Origin of the sequence: Psychroserpens sp. (assembly GCF_036960315.1) — a bacterium.
Lineage (GTDB): Bacteria > Bacteroidota > Bacteroidia > Flavobacteriales > Flavobacteriaceae > Psychroserpens.
This window is the reverse complement of the sequence record NZ_JBALVR010000002.1, coordinates 1-26,180: the sequence shown is the minus strand read 5'-3', so window position 1 is coordinate 26,180 and position 26,180 is coordinate 1. Positions and strand designations below refer to the sequence as shown.

The following is a 26,180-nucleotide window of genomic DNA, read 5'->3' as shown; positions in this document are numbered from 1 at the left end:
TTTAATCATGATGAAATTAAAAAATAGTCTAATAGTTTTGGTGCTATTAGTAGCTTCTCTTACTTCATGTAAGCCTGATGATCCAGAAATTAGTTTAGTACCAGAGAGAGATAGAACAGAGCAACAAGTTCTTGATAGAGATTCCTTGATTGGTTACATGGAAACGCATTATTACAGTTCTACGACTTTTGGCGATGGTGCAGATCATACAATGGATGAAATTGTAATCACAGAATTACCTCAAGATGATGACGGTAATTATTTAGCACTTCCAGATCCAGATAATAACACATTATTAATTGATGCTGTTGAAACACATACAACGACTCATGAAGAAATAGTATACGAATTTTACATCCTAAGACTTAATCAAGGTGATGGTGAATACAGTCCGAATTTTACTGATGATATAAGGTTGGTTTATTCTGGTAATTTATTGGATGAAGAGATATTTGATAGTGCTGTAAATCCAAATTTACCTTTCGATTTAACAGGATTGATTCAAGGATGGAGAAATGTTATTCCTCAATTTAATGTGTCTTCAGATTTTATAGTCAATGGAGATGGTACTGTAGATTATTCAGGTTATGGTTTGGGCGTTATGTTTATTCCTTCTGGTTTGGCGTATTTTTCAAGTCCGCCTTTCGGTGTTCCTGTATATTCAAACTTGATATTTAAATTCGAATTGTATCAAGCTGAAGCTAATGATCATGATTTTGATGGAGTCCTATCTCACTTAGAAGATTTAAACGGAAATGAGAATATTAATGATGATGATACAGATGATGATAGTATCCCTAACTTTTTTGACCCAGATGATGATGGTGATGGTGTGTTTACTATTTTCGAAGATATAGATGGAGATGGAGACCCTTCAAATGACGATACAGATGATGATGGTATTCCAAACTATTTAGATGAAGATTCTACTGAATCTACTGAAGATAGTTAATCATTTGTTACATATGATAAACAAAAAAAGACGCTAATATTAGCGTCTTTTTTTTGTTATAAATTTCCTTGTTATAAAGCGATAGACAAGCTTAAAATCAATTGGTCTGGTCGCGTATCAATTCTACTAACCACGCCTTCTCCTAAGTTGTTTCCAATAAAAACAGCTTCATTATCAGAGAACCCCCTTTCGTATCTGAGATCAATACCAATTTTGTTTAGATTTAATCCGATACCGAAATTTAATCCTATAGAAAAATCATCTTCTACATTATCAATATTGATACCTTCAAAATCTGTGTCCAAAATATACTGAAGCGATGGTCCTGCAAATACACTAATGGGTCCAATAACCTTAATGCCTACTAGAAGAGGAGCGTCAATTTTTTTCATTGTAAACTCAGCACTATCGTAATCACTTTTTGTGCTAGTGTACATAAGTTCTGGTCTAAAATAAAGGTCAGTTCCAATTTTTCCGAAGACACCAATATGAAATCCTATATTACGATCTGGGTTTTGGGAATTCTCGCTAATGGATTCAAAGTAATCGCCATTGGCATTGTAGTTCAATCCACCTTTAAATCCATAAGAACTTCCTTTTTGTGCATAGGCACTCAAACAAAACAACGTTAATAAAAACGTACTAATAACTAATTTTCGCATAATATTCGTTTTTTGTGATTTTGATTATAATATCAAAAACGTTGCCAAACGAAAATTATTTCTTTTACATTGAATTAGTTTTTACGCTTTAATACGGTTTCAGCAGCTTGAATAATGGCATTGGCATTCAATCCATATTTCTCCATGAGTTGCGCAGGCGTACCAGATTCTCCAAAGGTATCGTTGGTAGCAACAAATTCTTGAGGTGCTGGTTGATGTTGTGCTAATACTCTAGCAACGCTTTCTCCTAAGCCACCTTGATAGTTATGCTCTTCAGCAGTAACCACACATCCTGTTTTGGCTACAGAACCTAAAATAGCTTTGTCATCCAAAGGTTTAATGGTGTGGATATTGATAACTTCAGCTGAAATACCTTTATCATTTAAAGTCTTAGCAGCTTCTAGCGCTTCCCATACTAAATGTCCAGTAGCGACAATAGTGACATCGTTACCTTCGGTTAATTTCACAGCTTTTCCGATTTCAAATGTTTGATCTTCGGGAGTAAAGTTGGCTACTTTTGGTCTTCCGAAACGTAAATATACAGGACCTTGATACTCAGCAATTGCTATGGTAGCAGCTTTAGTTTGATTGTAATCACAGGTGTTAATTACCGTCATTCCGGGAAGCATTTTCATCAAACCGATATCTTCTAAAATTTGATGAGTTGCACCATCTTCACCTAAAGTTAATCCTGCATGTGAAGCACAGATTTTTACGTTTTTATCAGAATAAGCAATACTTTGTCTAATTTGATCATACACACGACCAGTAGAGAAATTAGCAAAAGTTCCTGTAAAAGGAATTTTACCACCAATAGTCATACCTGCTGCTAACCCAATCATGTTTGCCTCGGCAATTCCCACTTGAAAAAAGCGTTCTGGGTGATTAGCTTTAAATTCGTCCATTTTAAGTGAACCAATTAAATCTGCGCAAAGTGCTACAACATTTTCATTAGTCTTTCCTAGTTCTGTTAATCCAGCTCCAAAACCTGAGCGTGTGTCCTTATTTCCTGTGTTTGTGTATGTTTTCATTCTGTGATTTTGAAACTGTAATTAATATGTATTTTTTTTGTTGTTGAATCAATATTGCAAGCTTCTAAAAGCGTTCTTTCATTTTCGGTAACTCTCATAATTAAACCTTCAGGAATAACCAATCCTAGCATTCCAGAGCTTCCTTCAGAGGCTAATACTACTTCAAATATTTTTTTGAATACTTGATTGTTATTTATGCTTACACTTTCATCAAATGCAACCGATATTGCTTCTGATACTTTATTTGAAGGATAGATATCATAAACTGTCGCTGTTTTATCTAATAAGGTAATTTGTTCTCCAGTACTTTCTGAAACGAGCTCAAATTCCTCATCTTCATCTAAAGTCATAGTATCTGGTATAATAGTTGACAATTCTAAGTTGAAAAACAGTTTGTTTTTACCAGATTCGAAGCACATCATTAATATGCCTTCTTCCGTGTCAAAAATAATTCCAAGGTCTGCGGTTTCTAATAATTCTGGATTACGTCTAAAAATAGATTTCCCGAGATCTTTCGCTAAGCTTTTACTGTCTGTCCAAATATATCTTCCGCTTTTAGTGTAACCAACAGTTAAGGTATCTACGGTTTGTTTTCTTTTATTCGGAACAACATAGTCTACAGTATAGTCTATAGTAATTGTATTCTCTTGAGCATAACTCAAGACTAACATAAGTGATAGACATATTGTAAAGAAATACTTCATATTAATAATCTCCTAAAGTTTCGGCATTTTGGGCTAAACCAATGGCCAATTGTTCATCATTAGGAGCTTTGCCATGCCATGCATGCGTATGCATCATGAAGTCTACACCATTACCCATAACTGTATTAAGTAAAACACAAACAGGTTTGCCTTGGCCTGTTAAAGATTTAGCTTTTGCCATACCTTCTATAATGGACTCCATATCATTTCCATTTTCAATATCTACAACAGTCCAACCAAAAGCTTCAAATTTTGCTTTTATGCTTCCCATAGGTAAAACATCGTCTGTTGAACCATCGATTTGTTGTCCGTTTAAGTCAATTGTTGAGATGATATTGTCCACATTATTACCAGCTGCATACATAATGCCTTCCCAATTTTGTCCTTCTTGTAGTTCACCATCACCATGTAAACTATAGACTAAATGACTATCGTTATTTAGTTTTTTAGTTTCTGCTGCACCAAGGGCAACACTAAATCCTTGACCTAGAGAACCAGATGCAACTCTAATTCCAGGTAAGCCTTCATGTGTAGTTGGATGACCTTGAAGTCTTGAATTAATCAATCTAAATGTATTTAGTTCATCTACAGGGAAATAACCTGATCTTGCGAGAACGCTATAAAATACAGGAGAAATATGACCATTTGAAAGGAAGAAAAGGTCTTCACCAATTCCATCCATATCAAAGGTGTCTTTTCTGTCCATGATGTCTTGATATAAGGCAACAAAAAATTCAGCGCATCCTAATGATCCTCCTGGATGACCTGAGTTTACTTTGTGAACCATTCGCAAAATATCTCTGCGAACCTGTGTTGTTAAGTCTTGTAATTCTTTTGTGTTTGGCATAAAAATAGAGTGAGAAATTTAAGCTTCAAAAATAAAGTTTTCATAAGCCTAATCAAAAATAGAATGTCATCACTTATTAACGATTTTGGTCAGTTGCTAACAATTTAAATGCGATTGAAAAAGAAATAAGGATTTTAAGTTTTCCATTGCATATTTTATTAAATGTTTAAGACCTTAATACGTCTATATAATTATCTTTGCCCACTGATGAATGTTTTATATGAAATTTGAACTAAAAGCGAGTGATCCTCAAAGTAAAGCCAGAGCTGGACTTATTACTACAGATCATGGAAAGATTGAGACTCCTATATTTATGCCAGTTGGAACAGTCGCTTCTGTTAAGGGTGTGCATCAGCGTGAACTTAAAAATGATATCAATCCAGATGTTATATTAGGAAACACCTATCATTTATTCCTAAGGCCACAAACACCAATTTTAGAGAAAGCAGGTGGTTTACACAAGTTTATGAATTGGGATAGAAACATCTTAACCGATTCTGGTGGTTACCAAGTGTATTCACTTTCGGCTAACAGAAAGATAAAAGAAGAAGGTGTAAAGTTTAAATCTCATATCGATGGAAGTTACCATGTGTTTACTCCAGAAAAAGTGATGGAAATACAACGAACTATTGGAGCAGATATCATCATGGCTTTTGATGAATGTACACCATATCCTTGTGATTTTAATTATGCCAAACGATCAATGCATATGACTCATCGTTGGTTGGAGCGTTGTTTGACGCATTTAGATAAAACACCGTTTAAATATGATTTTGAGCAGACGTTTTTTCCTATAGTTCAAGGAAGTACCTATAAAGACTTACGCCAGCAATCGGCAGAGTATATTGCCAATGCTGGAGCCCAAGGAAATGCTATTGGAGGTTTGTCGGTAGGAGAACCAGCAGAAGAAATGTATGCGATGACAGATGTGGTCTGTGAAATTCTTCCGTGGGATAAACCAAGATATTTAATGGGTGTTGGCACACCAATAAACATATTAGAGAACATCGCTTTAGGTGTTGATATGTTTGATTGCGTGATGCCTACACGTAATGCTAGAAACGGGATGTTATTTACAGCTCATGGGACCATTAACATCAAAAACTTAAAATGGGCAGACGATTTTTCGCCTGTAGATGAGATGGGAATTACCTTTGTAGATACCGAATATAGTAAAGCTTACTTAAGACATTTATTTACAGTTCATGAACTACTTGGAAAGCAAATTGCTACCATTCATAACCTTGGGTTTTACATGTGGTTGGTTAGAGAAGCAAGAAAGCATATCTTAGCTGGAGATTTTAGAGCATGGAAAGATAAAATGGTTAAACAAATGGATAAGCGCTTGTAATTTTGAAGATACTCGATTGGTACATACTAAAACGCTATTTGTTTACATTTTTAATGATGTTGCTGCTTTTTATTCCTATCGGAATTACAGTGAACCTCGCTGAAAAAATTGGTAAAATTCTCGATCGAGAAGTGCCTTTTACTGCAGTGGCACAATACTATTTAGATTTCACTGTTTATTTTGCTAATCTATTATTACCCATATTCCTATTTATATCTGTGATTTGGTTTACTTCAAAATTGGCCAATAATACCGAAATTGTGGCTTTTTTAAGTTCAGGTGTTTCCTTTTGGAGGTTCTTAAGACCTTATATGATTGGTGCAACTATTGTTGCCTTACTTGCTTTGGTCATGGGGTTGTATTTGGCTCCTAACGCTAGTAAAGGATTTAATCAATTCAGGTATAAGTATTTAAAAAACAATTCTAATGTCGTTCAAACCAAAAACATTTATAGGCAGATTAACGACAACGATTATATCTATGTGAGTAATTTTAATCCTGTGACTAAAATTGGTAGAAACTTCAGTTTAGAACATTTTGAAGGAAATACCTTAATCTATAAAATTACGGCTAACTCTATTAAGGATAGCGATACGATATATCAATTAACAGGTTATGTAAAAAGAACCTTTGGAGAGCACAATGATCAAATAGAAAGTTCAAGACGAAAGAATATGGCTTTCGAATTTGATGCTGATGATTTAACACCAGAAGAGTATATTGCAGAGACACTTCAATATGGAGAATTAACCAGATTTATTGAGAAAGAAAGACGAAGAGGCTCCTCCAATATTGGACGATATCTTGTTGTTAAATATAAAAAGTGGAGCATCCCTGTATCTGTTTTTATTCTTACCATTATTGCAGTTGCTGTATCATCTATTAAGCGACGTGGTGGTATGGGAGTGAATCTGGCTTTTGGTATTACCATAGCAATGGTTTATGTGTTTTTCGATAAAGTTTTTGGAGTTATGGCTGAGCAATCTAGCTTTGATCCATTATTTGCAGTTTGGTTTCCTAATATCGTTTTTGGTATCTTAGCTGCTTATCTGCTGTTTAATGCCAAACGCTAAACTTAAAAATTACCTTCATTTACATTTCTTAGTATTTATAGCTGGATTTACAGCTATTCTTGGGGAGCTCATTTCTATTGGTTCTACAGCTTTAGTATGGTATAGAATGCTTATTGCGGGCATTTTAATGTTCCTGTATATAAAGATGATTAAGCTTAAAATTAAAGTGTCTTTTAAAACGAAACTTAAATTTTTTGGAGCGGGAATTATTATTGCTTTACATTGGATTACTTTTTTTGAAGCCATCAATCAATCTAATGTATCTATAACTTTGGCGATGTTTTCTACAGGTGCTTTTTTTGCCTCTTTTATAGAGCCTTTAATTTATAAACGGAAAATTATATGGTATGAAATTCTCTTCGGAATGATTGTCATATGTGGTGTTTTGTTAATTACTCAAAGTGAAATAAAATATCTTAATGGAATTATATTAGGCATCTCTTCTGCACTGTTCTCCACCTTATTTGCGGTGATTAACGGGAAATTTATTGCAGAGCATCGTGCGACAGTCATTTCATATTATGAGTTTATAAGTGGTGTTGTATTTCTGTCTTTATTTATACTCATATTTCAAGGCGGATTTTCTTTGGATTTTTTTATATTAAAAACGTCAGATTGGGTTTATATTTTAATTCTCGCTTCCATATGTACTGCCTATGCGTTTATTGGCTCTATAGATGTCATGAGGTATGTGAGTCCGTATACAGTGATTTTAACCTATAACTTAGAACCGTTATATGGTATAGCGCTTGCTTTATTGCTTTTTCCTGAAACTGAAACCATGAGCACACAATTTTATTATGGTGCATTTTTGGTGTTATCTACTGTTTTGGCTGATGGGATCCTTAAAAATTACAAGAGTCAAAAAAAAAGAAACACCTTAACTCGTAAACCCAATTCATAACTGGTATAAAGTTTTTATATTTGCACCAACTAACTAATGATTAACTAAAAACTAAATCAAAATTTTCATGGAATATTTAGATTTTGAACTACCCATAAAAGAACTCAAAGATCAACTTGAAAAATGTCAATTAATAGGTGAGGAGAGTGATGTTGATGTTACTCAAACTTGTAAAAAGATTGAAAAGAAGTTGTTAGAAACTAAAAAGGAGATCTATAAAAACTTGACGGCATGGCAACGTGTACAAATGTCAAGACATCCAGGTAGACCTTATACACTAGATCATATTAATGCTTTATGTGGTGATACATTTTTAGAACTACATGGTGATCGTAACGTTAAAGATGACAAAGCGATGATTGGAGGTCTTGGTAAAATTGGTGACCAAACCTATATGTTTATTGGTCAGCAGAAAGGTTTTAATACCAAAACACGTCAGTACAGAAACTTCGGAATGTCGAATCCTGAAGGCTATCGCAAAGCCTTGCGTTTAATGAAATCTGCCGAAAAATTCGGAATTCCTGTAGTCACATTAATTGATACTCCAGGTGCTTATCCAGGTTTAGAAGCTGAAGAACGCGGACAAGGAGAAGCGATTGCCAGAAATATTTTAGAGATGACGCGTCTTAAGGTGCCAATCATTACTGTTATTATTGGTGAAGGTGCTTCAGGAGGTGCTTTAGGAATTGGTGTTGGAGATAAAGTATTGATGCTTGAAAACACATGGTACTCGGTAATTTCACCAGAATCGTGTTCGTCTATTCTCTGGAGAAGTTGGGAATATAAAGAACGAGCTGCAGATGCTTTAAAATTAACGGCTCCTGATATGAAACGACTAAAACTAGTTGATACTATTATAAAGGAACCTTTAGGAGGTGCGCATGCAGATAGAGCAGCAACATTTTTAGCGGTTAAAAACGCTATCGAAAAAAATTACGAGGAACTTAAAAACTTATCACCAAAAGATTTGGTGAACCAACGCATGGAAAAATACTTGGCGATGGGAGTTTATAAAAGCTAATCCTTATATCATAACGTATTAAAAAAAACTGAAACGTTATGTTTCAGTTTTTTTTGTCGCTATTAACAATATAATCAAGTTATTAACAGTTGAATTGTTGATGACTTGTTAAGATTGAAAAATTTAAAACTTCAATTTTAGTTTGCAATTTATTTACATTTGTAGTTATGAAGCAACCCAACCCAATAAAAGGCTATCAAGTCGATAAAAGTACAATCATCAGCTTGGAAAAAGGTAAGATTCCTCCGCAAGCAATTGATTTAGAGGAAGTTGTGCTTGGAGCGATGATGATTGATAAAAAAGGTGTCGATGAGGTCATTGATATCTTAAGTGCTGAAGCTTTTTATAAGGAAGCTCATAAACAAATCTTTGAAGCTATTTTCAAATTATTTGAAAATAGTGAACCTGTCGATTTATTAACCGTTTCTAGTCAGCTTAAAAAAGATGCCAAGTTAGATTTAGTTGGAGGTGATTTTTACCTGATTTCATTAACCCAACGTGTGTCTTCTTCAGCACATATTGAGTTTCATGCACGTATTATTCTTCAAAAATATATTCAACGAAGTTTGATTAAAATTTCTAACGAAATTATTGAAGAAGCTTATGACGAAACCAAAGATGTTTTTGATTTATTAGACACTGCCGAAGCAAAGCTTTATGAAGTTACTCAAGGTAACGTCAAGAAATCTACCGAAACGGCTCAAAGTTTGGTGATTCAAGCAAAAAAGAAAATTGAAGAAATATCCAATAAAGAGGGTATGAGTGGTATTCCTACAGGGTTTACCAAATTAGATAGACTAACCTCTGGATGGCAGCCTAGTGATTTAATTATTATTGCGGCACGTCCTGGTATGGGTAAAACAGCATTAACTTTAACGATGGCTCGAAATATTGCAGTTGACAGCAATATTCCAGTGGCATTTTTCTCGTTAGAAATGTCCTCTGTACAATTAATAACCCGTTTGATTTCTTCGGAAACGAACCTGTCTTCAGAAAAGTTAAGAACTGGAAAATTAGAAAAACACGAGTGGGAGCAATTAAACGTTAAGGTGAAAACTTTAGAGAAAGCACCTTTGTTTATTGATGATACTCCGTCGTTGTCTATTTTCGATTTACGTGCAAAAGCACGTCGTTTAGCCTCACAGTATGGTGTTAAAATGATCATGATTGATTACTTGCAGTTAATGACGGCTGGTGGAAGTCAAAAAGGAGGTAACCGTGAACAAGAAATATCTACTATTTCTCGAAACCTTAAAGCATTGGCAAAAGAATTAGCTATTCCTGTAATTGCTTTATCACAATTATCCCGTGCTGTGGAAACACGTGGAGGAAGTAAACGTCCTTTGTTATCCGATTTACGTGAATCTGGTGCCATCGAGCAAGATGCAGATATTGTAAGTTTTATCTATAGACCAGAATACTACAAAATTGACGAGTGGGATGATGATGAACGTTCACCTACTGAAGGTCAAGGTGAATTTATTGTCGCTAAGCACAGAAATGGTGGCTTAGAAAATATCAGATTGAAGTTTATTGGTCATTTAGGTAAGTTTGATAATCTGGATGATTTTGACACCCCTTTTGGCGAATTCCATTCTAAAATGAATTCGGCTGCAAATGATGATACCTTTAAACCGGATAACTTCCCGTCGGCTTCTGATGCTTTTGGTGCTCCAGAACAGAACGATGATAATGATGTGCCTTTTTAAGATTTATTGGGATATTATAACAACATTTTATCCTAAATTTGTTTTTGCTATTAAAAAAGAAAATTTGTCTCATGTTAGAAGAAAGACGTACTACTAATATCCTACTGCTATTTATTGTTGTTCCATTTGTATTTTATTTACTTAAAATCTTATCGTTCATATTCATTCCGTTGATTTCTTCAATGTTCATCGCTTTATTATTTTTACCTCTAATGCGTTGGTTGGGTAGACGAAAGGTGCCAAGATTAATTAGTATCATTATTGTGATTGCTTTAATCGTTATTGGTGTTTTTGTTGGTTTTGAATTAGTTCAACTTTCAAGCAAACAAATCTTATCAAACGACACAGGTTTTTTTGGCAAAGCTGAAGTGAAAATCAATGACCTCATGCTTTATATGCAAGATAAAGTAGGAATGGAATATAATCCTGACGGAAACTTTTTAGCACAGTTTTTTCAGAAAGAAACGATAGGTTCCACTTTTGATTTTGTAAGAAAGTTTTTGACGAACATCTTGATGATTACCTTTTTTACCATCCTGTGGTTATCAGAATCTATCAATATGCATAAGGTTTTAAACAATACCATTTTAAAACGAAAGCATACCTCTATAAAAGCTTTTATAAAGATTGAAAAGGATTTAATCACGTTTATTAAAGTGAAATTCTTAGTTAGTTTACTAACCGGAATATTTACAGGTTTAGCTTGTGTATTCTTTGATGTTAGTTTTCCGATTTTTTGGGGTTTATTTGCGTTTATAATTAATTTTGTGCAAATGGTTGGTTCGTTCATTTCGGTGATTTTATTATCCATATTTGCCTTTGTAGAATTAGATCCAACAAGTACTTTATTCTTTTTTATTCTATCTATTACAGGAGTGCAAGTAATATTTGGAGCGATTTTAGAACCTGTTTTTATGGGAAAATCATTTTCAATCAATGTTATTGCCGTACTTATTATGTTGATGCTTTGGGGATTTATTTGGGGGATTCCGGGACTTATTATGGCGATTCCAATTACCGTATTTCTCAAGATTATTTTAGAGCAATTCCCAAATACTAAGGTTATCGCATCTTTACTTTCGGGTTCAGAACGTATGTTGCCACCACTTAAAAAATAAGAACTGTTTTTCTGGTTTTAGTGTATTTCATCTAAAAAATACCTAAAACTATATTAAAGAGATTCACTTAGGACTAATTTTTAACTATATTTCTACTGAAAAATGTAAGATTACAGATGAAAAAGACAATCATTTTAATAGTTTTAATCCTTGTTTCTTTACAATCATATGCGTCATATATATTGATTCCTATGGATGCAGATGGTCAAGATAATCACCTAAAAGCTTATGGCATTACCTATTGGACGCTTGAAAAGCAACTAAAGGTGAAATGGTTATTAAACTATAAAGGGGGGGCATTCTTGTTACCAGATTCAGAAGAAATTCAGCGCGAATGCCAAATTAGAGGCGTGAGTTTTGAAGTGATTTCTAATGCAAAGGCTGAAGAAATTTTACAGATGATTGCTAGTCCGTCACAAAACATGGAAGCAGTCGTTCTAGAAAAAGCGCCTAAAATCGCAGTGTATACACCAAAAGGTTTACAGCCTTGGGATGATGCAGTGACCATGGTGCTAACGTATGCTGAAATACCATATGAAACTATATACGATGAAGATGTTCTCAATGACGCTTTATTGTTGTACGATTGGTTGCATTTACACCATGAGGATTTTACAGGACAGTTTGGTAAATTCTATCGTGCTTATCGTTCTGCATCGTGGTATATCCGAGAAAAGAAAGAAGCTGAAGATTTAGCAACTAGCTTAGGATATGCTAAAGTTTCCGAAGAGAAATTGGCGGTTTCTAAAAAAATAAGAGACTATGTCATTGGTGGCGGATTTATGTTTGCCATGTGCAGTGCTACTGATAGTTTTGATATTGCCCTTTCGGCTGAAGGTGTAGATATTTGCGAACCTATGTTTGATGGTGATGGCAGTGATCCTAGTTATCAAAATAAGATTGACTTTAGTCGAACATTTGCTTTTAAGGATTATGTGTTGGAGCGAAGTCCTAATGTTTACGAATTTTCATCTATCGATATGACCAGAAAACGTCGTATTCCAAAGACGACAGATTACTTTTCGTTAATGGAGTTTTCAGCAAAATGGGATCCAATTCCGTCAATGTTGTGTCAAAATCATACCGCATTGGTAAAAGGTTTTATGGGACAGACCACATCTTTTACTCGAGAAGAAATAAAGTCTAATGTATTAGTCATGGGTGAAAACAAAAGCAATGGAGAAGCCAAATACATCCATGGTATAAAGGGAAAAGGATTTTTTACGTTTTATGGTGGTCATGATCCTGAAGATTATACACATAAAGTTGGTGATCCTAAAACAGAACTCGATTTGCATCCGACTTCACCGGGTTACCGATTGATACTCAACAATGTTTTGTTTCCTGCAGCCAAAAAGAAAAAGCAGAAAACTTGATAGATTCTCTTTGTCAAAAGTAAAGTAGTTTTAATTATTATTAATTTGAACACTATGGCCTCAAGAAAGATAATCTTCAGAAAAATGTAAATCGTTATCACCAATCATTTTAGTTCGCCAGAAGATGCTATTGATGAAATTTCTAAATGTAATTAGTAAAATATGATATTGATTTGAAGTATAATATTATTAAGTTTTTTAAACTTCTTGCGTTTACAGTTTTCTTTTGGAGCTTGGCGTGGTCTTTGTTTATTATGATTCGTTTTTTTGCCTATGGTGAAGAGCAGGGCTTAGGATATGTCAACCCTAAAAATGTAATCCCTATTACCGAGTGGTTAGATTTTGGATTGATTTTAGGTGTTATGATGGGAGCCTTTTATGCGATTGTAGAATTTTCATTTGAAAAATACATTTCTCGGAAACTCAATTTAGCACTATCTATTTTTTTAAAGTCAATCCTTTATTTGGCATTTCTTATCATTTCATTAAGTCTTATGAAATTCATTGCTGAAGAACGCATGGATATAGATCTATATAATGATAGAGGATGGTGGCGAACAGACTCATTATTTTGGCTCTGTACGGTTTATTTTTTATTGACCTCTTTGGTTTTTTCTTTTATAAGAATAGCTAATGATAAATTGGGGTCAGGGGTTTTTATAAAAATGCTCTATGGAAAGTATAGAAAACCACAAGAAGAAAAGCGTATTCTAATGTTTCTAGACTTAAAAGATTCAACAGCAATTGCCGAAAAACTCGGACATAAACAATACAGTCAGTTCATTCAAGATTGCTTTTTTGACCTTAATACAATATTACGTAGGCATGATGCAGAAGTCTATCAATACGTAGGAGATGAAGCAGTAATAACATGGAATTACACAAAAGGAATTAAAAATAGCAGATGCATTGAGCTGTTCTTCTCATTTCAAAAAACATTAGTAAACCGTTCAAAATATTACAAGAAAACCTATGGTTTAAACCCTTTATTTAAAGCAGGTTTACATGGAGGAAAACTTATGGTAGCTGAGGTTGGCACTATAAAAAAAGAAATTGCTTATCATGGTGATGTTATCAATACGACGTCTAGAATTCAAAATGAATGCAATACGTACAATGAAAACTTATTAATATCTAACGAATTACTTGAAGATATTAATTTGCAGTCAATGTACACATCGATACGTCTGGGTGATATTCAATTAAAAGGAAAACAGGAAAATATTGTTATTTGTTCTATTGATAAAGTACACTAATCTAATAGTACTTTATTTTTATAAAATAATCAGTTGATCCAGGATCTTTATAACTTTCAATAACTATGGCCTTTGTTCCAGGACGCCATCCTTTTCCAGTTCGAAATCTACTTTTATGAGATGCTCTGGTATACGTATTCATTTCTCTTTTATAAGTTAATTTTATAATGTCATTTTTTTTAGGTTCTCTAGCACCTTGATCTTTTGGCAAAACAATAATAGTCCTGTTTTTTGAGTCTTTAAATTCTCCTCTAATATTAAGTGAACCAATATATAACCAACCGACCTGTTCAACGTTAAGATTATCAGAATGTAAAGTCTCGTAGGCTTTAACCATATTGTTTTGTGGTTTGTCAATTCCCCAGTCATTCGTAATATATTCAATATAGGATTCAACAGAACTATCGTCCTTTATATGATTCCAATATTCTTTAGGTCGCAAACTTTGCTTTAGTTCTGTAATAGTCCCTTCTAACTCTATATTGAGTTCTTTTTGAGTTTCTAATTGTTGTGCAATAGTATCTCCTTGAGATACTATGGTTTCACCTTGGTTTCTAATTTTTTTACCAGTCCTTAATGCAAAAATCATAAAAACACCAATGACGACTATGAACCCAATATATAGTAATCGGTTGTTTTTGTCTTTTTTCTCAATTTCTTTTATTTTTTCATCAACACGTTTCATACAATTTGGATTTAGGCTTTAATATAATTCAGGAATTCGTTGCTAAAAGCGTCAATTTCAGTTTCAGTTAATTTATTTAAAACCCGTGTTAGACGATCTCTTTTTAATTTCAGTAAACTCATTAGGTCAATATTTCTTATTCGTTTTCTAACGCTACCATATGGCCTTATCGATAATAAATTTATGGATATGCAACCTATTAAAATGGTCCATTTTGGCAAGGCAAGATCTTTGAGAAATAGAAGTGAAGCCATAAGCAATAAACTAATAATCCCAACGAAGGCTATTAATTGCCAATTCTTTTTTATTCCTTTTTGATGCATTACAATTGCACGATCAATTTCGGCTTCTGAAACCAATAAGGCATCAATATCAATATCTTCTTTTACAGTTTTTCCTTTTGAATCTTCTGTAACAGACTTAACTGTTGTTGGTTGAGCCTCTGACACACCAATAAGAGAGATTACATTTTTTAAATTTGTACCATCCTTTTTTTCAATACCCAAGAATTCCAAAATATCTCCAATGGCTTTATCAGGATTGTTAATTAAGTCAGCATATTGCCGACGCTGCCAGCGCATTGGAAGATCACATTCTTTGATCATAATTGGAACAAATTTCTTATTTTCATTAATCGCTATGGAAACTTCATCCTGTACATTTTGAGACGAAACCGCTGTTGGTGAAATTATTAAAATCACGGTATCCGCAGATTCTAATGCATCATCAATTGCGTTATCCCAGTTCTGACCAAGTTTAATTCCTAACTGATCGATCCAGACATTAGCACCTAGACTTTGTAATTCTTTTGTTAGCCCTAAGGCGAATGGTCGATCTTTACTTGAATAGCTAACAAATATAGATTCAATATTCATGTTTTCTAGAGGGTTGGATTAATTAATATCTAAATATATAAAAAATAACTTAATCACTTATTTTGGGTATAAGCCATAATGTAAATGGTTATGATAAAAAACTTGATTTTAAGAATTTTATAAACTTATCGTTAGCATCGTCCATTTGCATTACACTTATATAACCATTATATGCATTGGTGTGTATTGAAATTTTTTGACGTACTCCAGCCAATTTTGCGGCTTTTGAATAGAATTTTTTTGCTTTTTTCATGTTGCCTATATACATATTAGCTTCTGCAATGGTTGCATATTTCCATAGATTATCTCTACATTCCTTAGCCGAAGTAAGCGCTTGTTTTGCATACATTAGCATCTTACTTTCGTTGTTTTGAAATGCAATGCTTAAAAAGGCCAAATTAATGGCGTGATAATAAATTTGATTATGATTTTCCTCTTTAGTCGCTAGTGCAAGAGCTTTGCTATAATAGCTAAAAGATGTGTCGCCATCATTCTTTGAGAATGAATTTAGATATTGCCTTTTATATCTGCCTCCAATGATTCCCATTAAATCCGTATCGCTCTTTGCTGAAGGATGATTATTAAGGATTTCTAGAGCTTCATCTTTTCTATCTAAGCCTTCCAAACTAAAGATGAGTTGTTTTAGCCCATTTTGACTTATACTTTTAACTTTTGGCAGCAACTCTTTTACAACAGCATCATATTTTCCTAAAGCCAAGTTTATTTCTTCTCTGTTAGTGTATTTGTTGTAAAATTTATTTCCTGTAAGCGTATCTAAAATAAGATTGTAGCAATCTGTGTTTTCATCATTTGGTTTTATCATTGTTAAGTGACTGCCACTAATTGTGACATGATGTTCTTCTTTAAAAGAACTATAACATGATTTATTAGAAACAAATTCATCATTAGTTGCTCCAACGACTTTTAATTTAAATGGGTAAGGATCCTTAAATGTAGTGTTCCAGTCTTCTCGTAATTTTTTTATAAATGGTCCATCACTACTCATTTCAGCATATTTATTGTTCCATAACCTAGTCAACAATTCTGAATCAATACCAGCACTTGGAGTGCCGAAAAGTAAAACATGGCTTAATTTTGAGCGTAATTTTTCTGGGATTTCTATAAGGGCTCTTTGCGCAACTAATCCTCCAAGACTATGACCAACAATTGCAATACGATTATATTTTTCAAATTTATATTTAAAAGAGGTGACCAAATAATCGGCGATTTTATTAACGTCCTCAACAGCAGCCCAAATATCTTTTCCAAGTTCTGGTTTTACATATTGTGAATATCCAAGTGGAAGCATATCCCAACCATCCATTTTAGAATTTTCACAAAGCATCTCAGGAATTTTACCATAAGTGTCTGATGCTTCTCCAGAAAAACCATGGATAAATAACAGCAAATTTGTTGCTCCTTCAGTTTTTCTGAATGATGTAACTATTTCTTTGCGTTCACTTTTTTGAGTGATTTCATTTTTGTTTTCCGTTTTATTGCTTTCTTGCGCTTTTGGATTCACTAATTTCCTTGCCTCTTTTGGAATGTAACTTAATACAAAATCATCATAAATCTGTAAATTGACATAAGGTCGTTGACGAGGCTCTAGTTCAGGAACTTTTCTGAAAATAAATTGTATAACTTCAGATATTCTTATATAGTCTTCTTCAAAATGTTGCTTGTGTTCTGCTTTTAAAACTTGTAATAGACATTTAGTGAAGAGACTGTTTTTGTCACCATCCAAAATATAGGAAAGTTGATCTTCTCTACAGGATGATACAATAGAAATCCCTTTATCATTGTCAATTTTTTGGGCTAGGCCTTCAGGGTTTTCAGTTGCTTTATTATTTTTCTTATCCTCTGAGTTGGACGAGCCTTTATTTGAAAAGAAACCACCTTTAGTCATTCCTTCCGCATGACAGCAATCTAAAAAGAATACTAATCGCTTAGAGGCAATATTATTAATTTTTTCTTTTAATTCTTCAGCACTTACCCAAGTTTCTTCATATTGATCGGCAATCATACCGTAAGGTTGTAAGAAGTATTTGGATTCATCCTCGAGTTCGTATTGCCCTCCATGTCCAGAATAGAATAATAGTACAGAAGAATCTTCATTAGTGTTTTTAACTAGAAAATCAAAAGCCTCTAAAATTCCTTTACGATCTGCTTTTTCATTAGTAATAAGTAAAACATTCTCTTCTTTATATCCTGCAAGTTTATCATCAACAAGAATATTATAAATAGCAGTAGCATCTCTTATAGTGTCAGGTAAATCATCACCAACACCTATTAATAGGGCATATGCATTATCGAGGTTATTCATAATTGTTTTTTTAAAGAATTAAAGCTCAAAACCATCAAATAGCTGTTTTACTTGATTTGCTTGATTTTGATTTACAAACGCATCTGCAGCGTTGGTAAGATCTATTAACGTTTGAAAAGCTTTTGCTTTTTGAAAAGTGATGCCACCAATTTCTTTTAATATTTTGCTTAATTCAATGCTTGATATGTTTTTGGTATCAATATCATGTTCTTGAGCTTTAAGAATTATTTTGTGGCTTAAAGATTCTCGAATCCCTTGTAGTATTTGATATGGTGTTTGGCCCTTTACTTGTTTGTTTTTTTCGACATGAATCTTAACACTAGATTTTGATTTGGTGCTCGTGGTTACAAAGTCTTGTTGACCGCTATTACCAGTTATCACCTCTTTGGCTTCTTCAATCTTTTCTTGAAAAGTCATCGAAATCCCTGTTGCTGTGGCCTCAAAAGAGCCTACGCGTTTTATGAGATCAGGTAAGAATTTTTTTAATACAAAAAGTAAAGTAAGTAAAGTGAAAGGCCAAATAACTATTTCTAAAAGTTTTATAAATTGGTCTGAGTTCATGATTAATTATTTATGTTTATTACAGCCAAACACACATGGCTTATTGAAATTTTAGAGTGTTTAAATAGGTTTTTTTGTGACACTCTTTGAGGAATGATTTTAATTTGTAGAATATTGTTTTACTCATTAATGCGGTTGGTTGTAAGGTAAGTTATATGTAATAGTTGTTTAATTTACATATTTTTTATTTATATTAGTATAAATTAATTCAAAAACACCTTAATTATGTCTAAAGATGGAATATCAAAACCGGGTTTAAGTATTAAGCCAGCAAAATCAAAACCGGGTTTAAGTATTAAGCCAGCAAAATCAAAACCGGGTTTAGGTATTAAGCCAGCAAAATCAAAACCGGGTTTAGGTATTAAGCCAGCAAAATCAAAACCAGGTTTAAGTATTAAGCCCAAAGCAAAATAATATCTTACATATATTAAAAAAGCCTATTCAATTTGAATAGGCTTTTTTTTTAATGTGAACCTACATGGCAACCACATGCACCTCTGGTGAAGCTCTGCGTTTCTTCATGCCAAGGAAATGCTTGATTGTATTTTGAGTTTTCCCAATAAAACTTCGTTCGGTCTTTAGATTCGTTTCCTATTTCATTCATGGTTTCAGTATCATATAAACGACCATTAATCATCGTATAGATAATGCTTTCAGAATTTCGAATATCCTCCAACGGATTTTTATCCATCACAATTAAATCGGCTAATTTTCCCTTTTTAAGTGAGCCAATATCATTAGCAGCTCCAATATAATCAGCACCATTTATAGTAGCAGCTTTTAATGCTTCATGATTACTCATTCCACCTTGTTGAAGCATCCATAATTCCCAATGTGCACCAAGACCTTGGAGTTGTCCATGAGCACCAAGATTCACTTTAACACCAGCATCACTCAATGCTTTACAGGTTTTAGAAACCAATATGTGCCCATTTTCATATTCTTCATCAGGAATCATAAGACGATGTCTTGAACGTGAATCGATAATACTTCTAGGTGTATATTTTAATAGCTTTTCATTTTCCCAAACATTGGTATTTTGATACCAGAACATTTCACCATTCATTCCTCCATAATTAACAATAAGTGTAGGTGTGTAGCCAACATTACTATTTCCCCAAAGCTCTAGTACATCTTTATACACTGGAGCTACTGGAATATTATGTTCAACGCCTGTATGTCCATCCATGACCATAGTGATATTGTGATAGAAGGTCGATCCTCCTTCTGGAACAACAAATATACCTTCTTCACGAGCAGCTTGTAAGACCTGTTGCCTTTGCTCGCGTCTTGGTTGGTTGTAACTCTTAACCGATAATGCGCCAAAAGCTTTTGTTCTTCTTATTGATGAACGTGCATCTTCAAGATTGTTTATCACAGCTTTAAAATCACCATCAGCTCCATAAAGAATAAACCCTGTAGAGTAGAGGCGTGGTCCAACAAGTGTTCCGTTTTTTTGTAATTCGGAAAGCGCGAAAACCGTTTCAGAGTGTGCCGAAGGGTCATGAGCTGTCGTTACTCCGTAAGCCAAATTTGCATAAAATTGCCAGTGCTTTTGTGTGGTTAATCCATATCTAAAACCACCAATATGTGCATGCGCATCAACCATTCCAGGCATGATTGTTTTTCCTGAAACGTCATACACTTTTGCATCTGAAGGAATAGACACATCTGAAGCATTTCCAATAGCTTCAATTTTGTTGTTATTGATGACAATCGTTCCATTTTCGATAACTTCATCACCTACCATAGTAATAATTCGAGCACCTTTTAAAGCAATCTTGCCTGTAGGTTTATCCGTTTTAACTTCTAAGTTGATTTTTGTACCTTTTTCTACAAGTTTTGTGTCCGCGGAAACATTAGCTGTGTAGTACTGATTACCTAAAGTCCAATACAACATCTTGCTATCTTTTGACCAATGTAAATTGATGCCTGCGTCTTTTGAAAGTTGGGTAATAGGAACAAACTTTGATTTGTCTGTAAGGTCTAAGGTTTTTCCAGCCTTAGGCATAGGAGCCATATAGACCTTATGTAAATGAACAAATGCAATCCAATTCCCGTCAGGACTTGGTACTAAAATATTTCCATATTTTGATTTTACATGAATGCGTTCATTAAAACCATTAAGATCAATACTTTTTAATTCTTTAGTCAGTGCTCCAAAAAACTGTCCACCTTTTTGGTAAATAATTCTTGTGTTATCTTCATTAAACATTGGGTAATCGCCTTCTTTTGTGACAAGTTTTACATTGGATCCGTCAGAATTCATAACATATAAACCTCTCTTTTTAGAGAATGTTCGGCCTTGTTCATTGTTACCACCTTCTTTACGATAGACAATATGTTTTCCGTTGTGTGAATAAGAAGGATTTCTATAAATACCTTTTTCCGAAGATAATTTTGTTGATATTCCGCCAACCGCAGGAACTGAATATAAAGCACCTAAATTCTCATCATTCCATGTGACATAGGTAATTGTATTTCCGTCAGGAGAGAAGGTAGGCTCAAATTCAAAATCGCTTTCAGAGGTTAAGCGCTTCGCTTTTCCATTAGGTAATTTTTGAGTATATAAATAACCTAAGGCGTTGAAAGCAATTGACTTTCCGTCGGGAGAAGTTGTTGCATGCCGAATCACTTTGGCATCAAACGTATCAGGAGATACAGGCGTATCGAACTCAATTGCTTTAGCAATTTTAATAGTAGCATCAGCTTGAAATGGAATATTAGAAACCTGAAGTGTGTTGATGTTTATTCTATTTATTTTTCCGCCAGACCAAATAACGATATCTTCATCATTAGGCATCCAATTGAAGTTGGTGTAAACACCAAAAATAGCCCAAGCCTCTTGCTGATCTTTATTAAGTTGATCGTAGATTGGCCATTCTTCACCAGTGTCTAAGTCATGAATATATAAAACTGATTTAGTACGAACACGTTTTACAAAGGCTAGCTTTTTTCCGTCTCTGGAAATTTGAGGGCGTGCAGCTCCTCCAGGACCACCAGTGACTCTAATTGTCTTTCCCGTTTTCATATCATAACGGTTAATCACATAGATTTGACTGTTTGGGTCTTTATTGTATTGAAAGGAACCACCCGGGTAGACATCTTCGCTATAGTATAGGTATTTTCCATCTGGGGATAATGTAGGTTCATTAACATCTTGTTGGTCGTTTTTCTTTTTCGTAAGCTGAATTCCGCTACCTCCAGTTTTGTGATACATCCATAGTTCACCAGCACCTAGTGAGCGACCTGAAGTAAAATGTTTTCTGGCGATTAGATAATTTCCATCTGGTGTCCAAATAGCATTATTCAATAATCTAAATTTTTCTTTTGTGACTTGCTTGGCGTCAGAACCATCGCTATTCATAATCCAGATATTATCTCCACCACCAGCATCGCTAGTAAATGAAATATGTTTTCCATCAGGACTAAATCGAGGTTGAATTTCAAAAGGTAAACCCTCTCTTAAAATGGTGGCTTTTCCTCCATTGGCATTCAATTTGTAGATGTCTCCTAATAAATCAAAAACGATAGATGTACCATCTGGACTTACATCCAAATTCATCCAAGTTCCTTCATCGGTGGATAACTTTAATTCTTTAAAATCCCAATTACCTTCTGGGTTTGATACATCCCAAGGTTCGGGCTTTTCTTTATCTTGACTATAAGTATTGAAAGTAATGAGTAGAATGAGGGTTGCGATGAGTTGAATACGCTTCATGTGATTGGTTTTAATTGACTTGTAAGTTAGTTATAAAAAATGAAATTTCATGATAGTGTACTTTGTTGAAATCTACTTATTAGGAAAAGATAAGGCATAAAAAAACCGATTCATTTCTGAATCGGTTTTATAAGCGAATTGTTGTTATTATTTAGGCGAACGCCTTACTTTACTTTGTTTACTATTGCTTCAAAAGCTTCTGGGTTATTCATTGCTAAATCTGCAAGAACCTTACGGTTCAATTCGATATTGTTAGCTTTAAGTTTTCCCATAAACCTTGAATAGCTCATTCCATGTAATCTAGCTCCTGCGTTAATACGCATAATCCATAATGAACGGAATGTTCTCTTTTTTACTCGACGGTCTCTATACGAATATTGCATCGCTTTGTCAACCGCATTTTTTGCTACTGTCCAAACGTTTTTACGTCTTCCAAAGTAACCTTTTGCTTGCTTAAGAACCTTTTTTCTTCTGGCTCTTTTCGCTACTGAATTTACTGATCTTGGCATTTTTTAAATTGTTTTTTTTGTAGTAGGCGATCGATAATCGATACTTGCTAAATTGCTTTGCCTAACTCCAGGGTTTATAATTTGTTTTAACCGATTAAAACGCTATTACTTTAAACGTAACATTGTTTTAATGTTATTCTCATCTGCTTTATGTACTAAACCATCATGAGTTAACCTAAGCTTACGCTTTTTAGATTTTTTTGTCAATATGTGACTCTTAAAAGCATGCTTTCTTTTAATCTTACCAGTGCCAGTTAGTTTAAAACGTTTCTTAGCACTCGATTTTGTTTTCATTTTAGGCATTTTCCTATTTTTATTTACGATTCGCTTATTATCTTTATGCTGAATTTATTTCAGCATTTTTTCTTATCTATTCTAAATAAAGGTATTGGCTTTATTTAGGTTTTTTTGGCGCAATGAACATCGTCATACGCTTACCTTCTAATCGTGGCATTTGTTCTACCTTGCCAAGTTCTTCAAGATCTTGAGCTAATCTTAATAATAAGATTTGACCTTGTTCTTTAAATATGATAGAACGTCCCTTAAAAAACACAAAGGCTTTAAGTTTGGCACCATCTTTTAAAAATTTCTCTGCGTGTTTCTTTTTAAACTCATAATCATGATCATCAGTTTGTGGACCAAATCTAATTTCTTTGACCACTACTTTTGATGCTTTAGACTTTAAAGCTTTTTCACGCTTTTTTTGTTCGTAAAGGAACTTTTTATAGTCCATAACTTTACATACAGGAGGATCAGCTTTTGGTGATATTTCAACAAGATCAAAGCCTTGCTCATCTGCAATAGCTAGTGCGTCTTTTGTTGAATAAATACCAACCTCAATATTATCGCCAACAAGTCTTACCTTTTCAGCTCTAATTTTGGAGTTGATTTTGTGTTGATCTTCTTTTATTACTCTTTTGGAGTTTTGTCTTCTACGTATTGCTATGACTTATATATTTTATAATTAAACTTATTTATTTAAATGTTTTTAATGTCTTATTAATCTCATTATCAACAATTTCCGATAACTCTTGTACACTAATCATGCCTAAGTCTTCACCACCATGTTGACGAACAGAAATCTTATTTTCCTTTTCTTCATTCTCACCAATAATAATCATGTAAGGTATTTTATTCATTTCCGCTTCACGGATTTTCTTACCTATCGTTTCATTTCTATTATCTGCAAGGGCGCGAATTTCGTGATTTTCTAGCAGATTTAAAACTTTTTCGGAGTATTTTTCATATTTCTCACTTAATGACAAGACAATAACTTGTTCTGGCATCAACCATAGCGGGAAATTACCGCCTGTATGTTCTAATAAAATTGCAATAAATCGTTCCATACTACCAAAAGGTGCACGATGTATCATTACTGGCCTGTGTAGCTCATTGTCACTGCCTTTATAGGTAAGGTCAAAGCGTTCGGGAAGGTTGTAATCTACTTGGATTGTTCCAAGTTGCCAGTTTCTTCCAAGAGCATCTTTTACCATAAAGTCTAATTTTGGGCCGTAAAAAGCAGCTTCTCCTGTTTCAACAACATAATCTAAACCTTTATCAATTGCAGCATTTAGGATAGCGTCTTCAGCTTTTTTCCAATTTTCGTCGCTACCTATATATTTTTCTGGAGTTTCAGGATCTCTTAAGGAAACTTGAGCTTTGAAATTTTCAAAACCTAACGAGCCAAATACATATAATACAAGATCTATAACGTCTTTGAATTCTTTATCTAATTGATCTGGAGTACAAAAAATATGAGCATCATCTTGCGTAAAGCCTCTTACTCTCGTTAATCCATGTAATTCGCCACTTTGTTCATATCTATAAACTGTACCAAATTCTGCATATCGTTTTGGTAATTCTTTATAGGAAAAAGGTCTTGCGTTATATATTTCACAATGGTGTGGGCAATTCATTGGTTTTAATAAAAATTCTTCGCCTTCTGCTGGAGTTTTAATGGGTTGAAAACTGTCTGCTCCATATTTTTCATAGTGTCCAGAGGTTACATAAAGTTCTTTTTGCCCAATATGAGGTGTTATTACCATTTCATATCCAGCTTTTTTCTGAGCACTTTTAAGGAAGTTTTCAAGACGTTCTCTTAAAGCAGCTCCTTTAGGTAACCATAACGGAAGACCTTGACCTACCTTTTTCGAAAAGGTAAACAATTCTAATTCTTTGCCTAACTTCCTATGGTCACGTTTTTTTGCTTCTTCTAATAAGTGTAAATATTCTGTCAGCTCTTTTTGCTTCGGAAATGTGATACCATAAACTCTAGTGAGTTGTTTGTTGTTTTCATCACCTCTCCAATAAGCACCAGCGACTGACATGATTTTTATAGCTTTAATTATTCCTGTATTTGGAATATGTCCACCACGACATAAATCTGTAAAAGTCGAATGGTCACAAAACGTAATGGTACCGTCTTCAAGATTCTCAATTAATTCGACCTTGTATTCGTTATCTTGAGACTTATATAATGATAGAGCTTCATCTTTAGTAACAGAGCGCATTGTAAACTCATGCTTACCTCGAGCGATTTCTAGCATTTTGTTTTCAATCGTTTTGAAATCTTTTTCTGAAATTGAATGCTCTCCAAAATCGACATCATAATAAAACCCGTTCTCAATAGCCGGTCCAATTGATAATTTGATTCCGGGATAGAGCTCTTCTAATGCTTGTGCTAAGACATGAGAACTTGAATGCCAGAATGCTTTTTTACCTTCAGTATTTGACCAGGTATATAATATTAATGAACCATCCTTATATAATGGAGTAGAAGACTCAATAGTTTCTTCATTGAAATTTGCTGAAATCACATTTCTAGCAAATCCTTCACTTATACTTTTGGCAACCTCCATTGGAGTTGTTCCCTCCTCGTAAGTTTTAACGGTTCCGTCTGGTAATGTAATGTTTATCATATTTATGACTCTAATTAGGAAGGCAAAGATAGTGTCTTATATAATTACATACAATATATGTTATATATAATATTGTGGGTTGCGAAGTTATTCTTTACATGAAGAATAATAAAAAATACTTTCCTAAGGTATTCATTTATAGTAGAGTTATAACATGGTAAAAAAATAAAATAAAAAAAGGTTAAAAAAGGTTTGGTTAGAATAGAATAGGTGTTGTATATTTGCACCCGCTAAGCGATATAAGTTTAGTTAAGTTCCTATAAAATTTGGTGATTAAAGTAGAGTTAAAAAAATAATTCAAAAATAAAATCAAATAGTATTGTGGGATTAAAAAAAGGGTTTTATATTTGCACCCGCTTAGGTAATAAAGTGCTTAGGTAAAGAGAAAAAAGTTCATTAACATATTGAATTGACAGCGTAAGAAAGTTATTGGAAACGATAATTTTCAAACAAAAGAATAGACCATTTTGAGTACTGAAATTAAACAATTTCGATAGTTGTTAAAAAATAGTCGCAAGACTTAAAATTTAACGATGAAGAGTTTGATCCTGGCTCAGGATGAACGCTAGCGGCAGGCTTAACAC

Annotated in this window: 23 protein-coding genes; 10 read left to right on the top strand and 13 right to left on the bottom strand. The window is 33.8% G+C overall.

Going from position 1 to position 26,180, the window contains the following annotated elements; translation table 11 throughout:
* Nucleotides 1-7: 7 nt before the first annotated feature.
* Nucleotides 8-952, top strand: coding sequence for an FKBP-type peptidyl-prolyl cis-trans isomerase (locus tag V7719_RS03770; RefSeq protein ID WP_335728539.1), 945 nt, complete (start codon nt 8-10; stop codon nt 950-952).
* A 71-nt stretch (nt 953-1,023) separates the two neighbouring features.
* Here the strand turns inward: V7719_RS03770 and V7719_RS03765 are convergent, their stop codons facing one another.
* From V7719_RS03765 to V7719_RS03750, 4 genes are all read right to left on the bottom strand, one after another.
* Complete coding sequence (locus V7719_RS03765; RefSeq protein ID WP_335728538.1) at nt 1,024-1,614, bottom strand: porin family protein; 591 nt, start codon at nt 1,612-1,614, stop codon at nt 1,024-1,026.
* Nucleotides 1,615-1,688: 74 nt separating this feature from the next.
* Nucleotides 1,689-2,645, bottom strand: coding sequence for a transketolase family protein (locus V7719_RS03760; RefSeq protein ID WP_335728537.1), 957 nt, complete (start codon nt 2,643-2,645; stop codon nt 1,689-1,691).
* The gene (locus V7719_RS03755; RefSeq protein WP_335728536.1) at nt 2,642-3,349 is read right to left on the bottom strand and encodes a hypothetical protein; all 708 of its coding nucleotides are present in this window, start codon (nt 3,347-3,349) and stop codon (nt 2,642-2,644) included. The genes V7719_RS03760 and V7719_RS03755 overlap by 4 nt, the downstream gene beginning before the upstream one ends.
* A 1-nt stretch (nt 3,350) precedes the next feature.
* A complete protein-coding gene (locus tag V7719_RS03750) occupies nt 3,351-4,196 on the bottom strand; it encodes a transketolase (protein WP_335728535.1) in 846 nt (281 codons plus the stop codon).
* A 220-nt stretch (nt 4,197-4,416) separates the two neighbouring features.
* Here V7719_RS03750 and tgt point away from each other — a divergent pair, with 220 nt between their 5' ends.
* From tgt to V7719_RS03710, 8 genes are all read left to right on the top strand, one after another.
* Complete coding sequence (gene tgt / locus V7719_RS03745; RefSeq protein WP_335728534.1) at nt 4,417-5,547, top strand: tRNA guanosine(34) transglycosylase Tgt; 1,131 nt, start codon at nt 4,417-4,419, stop codon at nt 5,545-5,547.
* 53 nt (nt 5,548-5,600) lie between these two features.
* Nucleotides 5,601-6,620 carry an LptF/LptG family permease gene (locus V7719_RS03740; protein WP_442969056.1) on the top strand — a complete coding sequence of 340 codons (1,020 nt, stop codon included), beginning with the start codon at nt 5,601-5,603 and terminating at the stop codon, nt 6,618-6,620.
* Complete coding sequence (locus V7719_RS03735; protein ID WP_335728532.1) at nt 6,607-7,524, top strand: DMT family transporter; 918 nt, start codon at nt 6,607-6,609, stop codon at nt 7,522-7,524. Before V7719_RS03740 ends, V7719_RS03735 begins: the two co-directional genes overlap by 14 nt.
* A gap of 67 nt (nt 7,525-7,591) precedes the next feature.
* Nucleotides 7,592-8,545, top strand: a complete 954-nt coding sequence (locus tag V7719_RS03730) for an acetyl-CoA carboxylase carboxyltransferase subunit alpha (protein WP_335728531.1) — start codon at nt 7,592-7,594, stop codon at nt 8,543-8,545.
* Nucleotides 8,546-8,712: 167 nt separating this feature from the next.
* Nucleotides 8,713-10,254: a replicative DNA helicase gene (gene dnaB, locus V7719_RS03725; protein ID WP_335728530.1), complete on the top strand. Its 1,542-nt coding sequence runs from the start codon at nt 8,713-8,715 to the stop codon at nt 10,252-10,254.
* A gap of 71 nt (nt 10,255-10,325) precedes the next feature.
* Nucleotides 10,326-11,372 (top strand): AI-2E family transporter, encoded by a 1,047-nt coding sequence (locus V7719_RS03720; protein WP_335728529.1) that lies wholly within the window; start codon nt 10,326-10,328, stop codon nt 11,370-11,372.
* 191 nt (nt 11,373-11,563) lie between these two features.
* Nucleotides 11,564-12,748 (top strand): asparagine synthetase B, encoded by a 1,185-nt coding sequence (locus tag V7719_RS03715; protein WP_442969055.1) that lies wholly within the window; start codon nt 11,564-11,566, stop codon nt 12,746-12,748.
* 254 nt (nt 12,749-13,002) lie between these two features.
* Nucleotides 13,003-14,004 (top strand): adenylate/guanylate cyclase domain-containing protein, encoded by a 1,002-nt coding sequence (locus tag V7719_RS03710; RefSeq protein ID WP_335728527.1) that lies wholly within the window; start codon nt 13,003-13,005, stop codon nt 14,002-14,004.
* 1 nt (nt 14,005) lies between these two features.
* On the opposite strand, the gene V7719_RS03705 is transcribed toward V7719_RS03710, so the two are convergent.
* From V7719_RS03705 to V7719_RS03690, 4 genes are all read right to left on the bottom strand, one after another.
* Nucleotides 14,006-14,689: a hypothetical protein gene (locus tag V7719_RS03705; protein WP_335728526.1), complete on the bottom strand. Its 684-nt coding sequence runs from the start codon at nt 14,687-14,689 to the stop codon at nt 14,006-14,008.
* An 11-nt stretch (nt 14,690-14,700) separates the two neighbouring features.
* A complete protein-coding gene (locus V7719_RS03700) occupies nt 14,701-15,564 on the bottom strand; it encodes a toll/interleukin-1 receptor domain-containing protein (protein ID WP_335728525.1) in 864 nt (287 codons plus the stop codon).
* A gap of 88 nt (nt 15,565-15,652) precedes the next feature.
* Nucleotides 15,653-17,887 carry a caspase family protein gene (locus tag V7719_RS03695; protein WP_335728524.1) on the bottom strand — a complete coding sequence of 745 codons (2,235 nt, stop codon included), beginning with the start codon at nt 17,885-17,887 and terminating at the stop codon, nt 15,653-15,655.
* A gap of 18 nt (nt 17,888-17,905) precedes the next feature.
* Complete coding sequence (locus V7719_RS03690) at nt 17,906-18,448, bottom strand: hypothetical protein (protein WP_335728523.1); 543 nt, start codon at nt 18,446-18,448, stop codon at nt 17,906-17,908.
* A gap of 225 nt (nt 18,449-18,673) precedes the next feature.
* On the opposite strand from V7719_RS03690, the gene V7719_RS03685 reads away from it, so the two are divergent.
* A complete protein-coding gene (locus V7719_RS03685) occupies nt 18,674-18,862 on the top strand; it encodes a hypothetical protein (protein WP_335728522.1) in 189 nt (62 codons plus the stop codon).
* Between the two features lie 49 nt (nt 18,863-18,911).
* Here V7719_RS03685 and V7719_RS03680 read toward each other — a convergent pair whose 3' ends face one another.
* The 5 genes from V7719_RS03680 to thrS all read right to left on the bottom strand — a co-directional run bounded on the left by V7719_RS03680 (nt 18,912) and on the right by thrS (nt 25,596).
* A complete protein-coding gene (locus V7719_RS03680; protein WP_335728521.1) occupies nt 18,912-22,169 on the bottom strand; it encodes an amidohydrolase family protein in 3,258 nt (1,085 codons plus the stop codon).
* Between the two features lie 164 nt (nt 22,170-22,333).
* The gene (rplT, locus tag V7719_RS03675) at nt 22,334-22,678 is read right to left on the bottom strand and encodes a 50S ribosomal protein L20 (protein ID WP_335728520.1); all 345 of its coding nucleotides are present in this window, start codon (nt 22,676-22,678) and stop codon (nt 22,334-22,336) included.
* 105 nt (nt 22,679-22,783) lie between these two features.
* On the bottom strand, nt 22,784-22,981 hold the full coding sequence (gene rpmI, locus V7719_RS03670; protein WP_028873111.1) for a 50S ribosomal protein L35: 198 nt from the start codon (nt 22,979-22,981) through the stop codon (nt 22,784-22,786).
* A 91-nt stretch (nt 22,982-23,072) separates the two neighbouring features.
* Entirely contained in the window at nt 23,073-23,588 is a 516-nt protein-coding gene (gene infC, locus V7719_RS03665; protein ID WP_335728931.1) for a translation initiation factor IF-3, read from the bottom strand.
* Nucleotides 23,589-23,652: 64 nt separating this feature from the next.
* Complete coding sequence (thrS, locus tag V7719_RS03660; protein ID WP_335728519.1) at nt 23,653-25,596, bottom strand: threonine--tRNA ligase; 1,944 nt, start codon at nt 25,594-25,596, stop codon at nt 23,653-23,655.
* Nucleotides 25,597-26,180 lie beyond the last annotated feature (584 nt).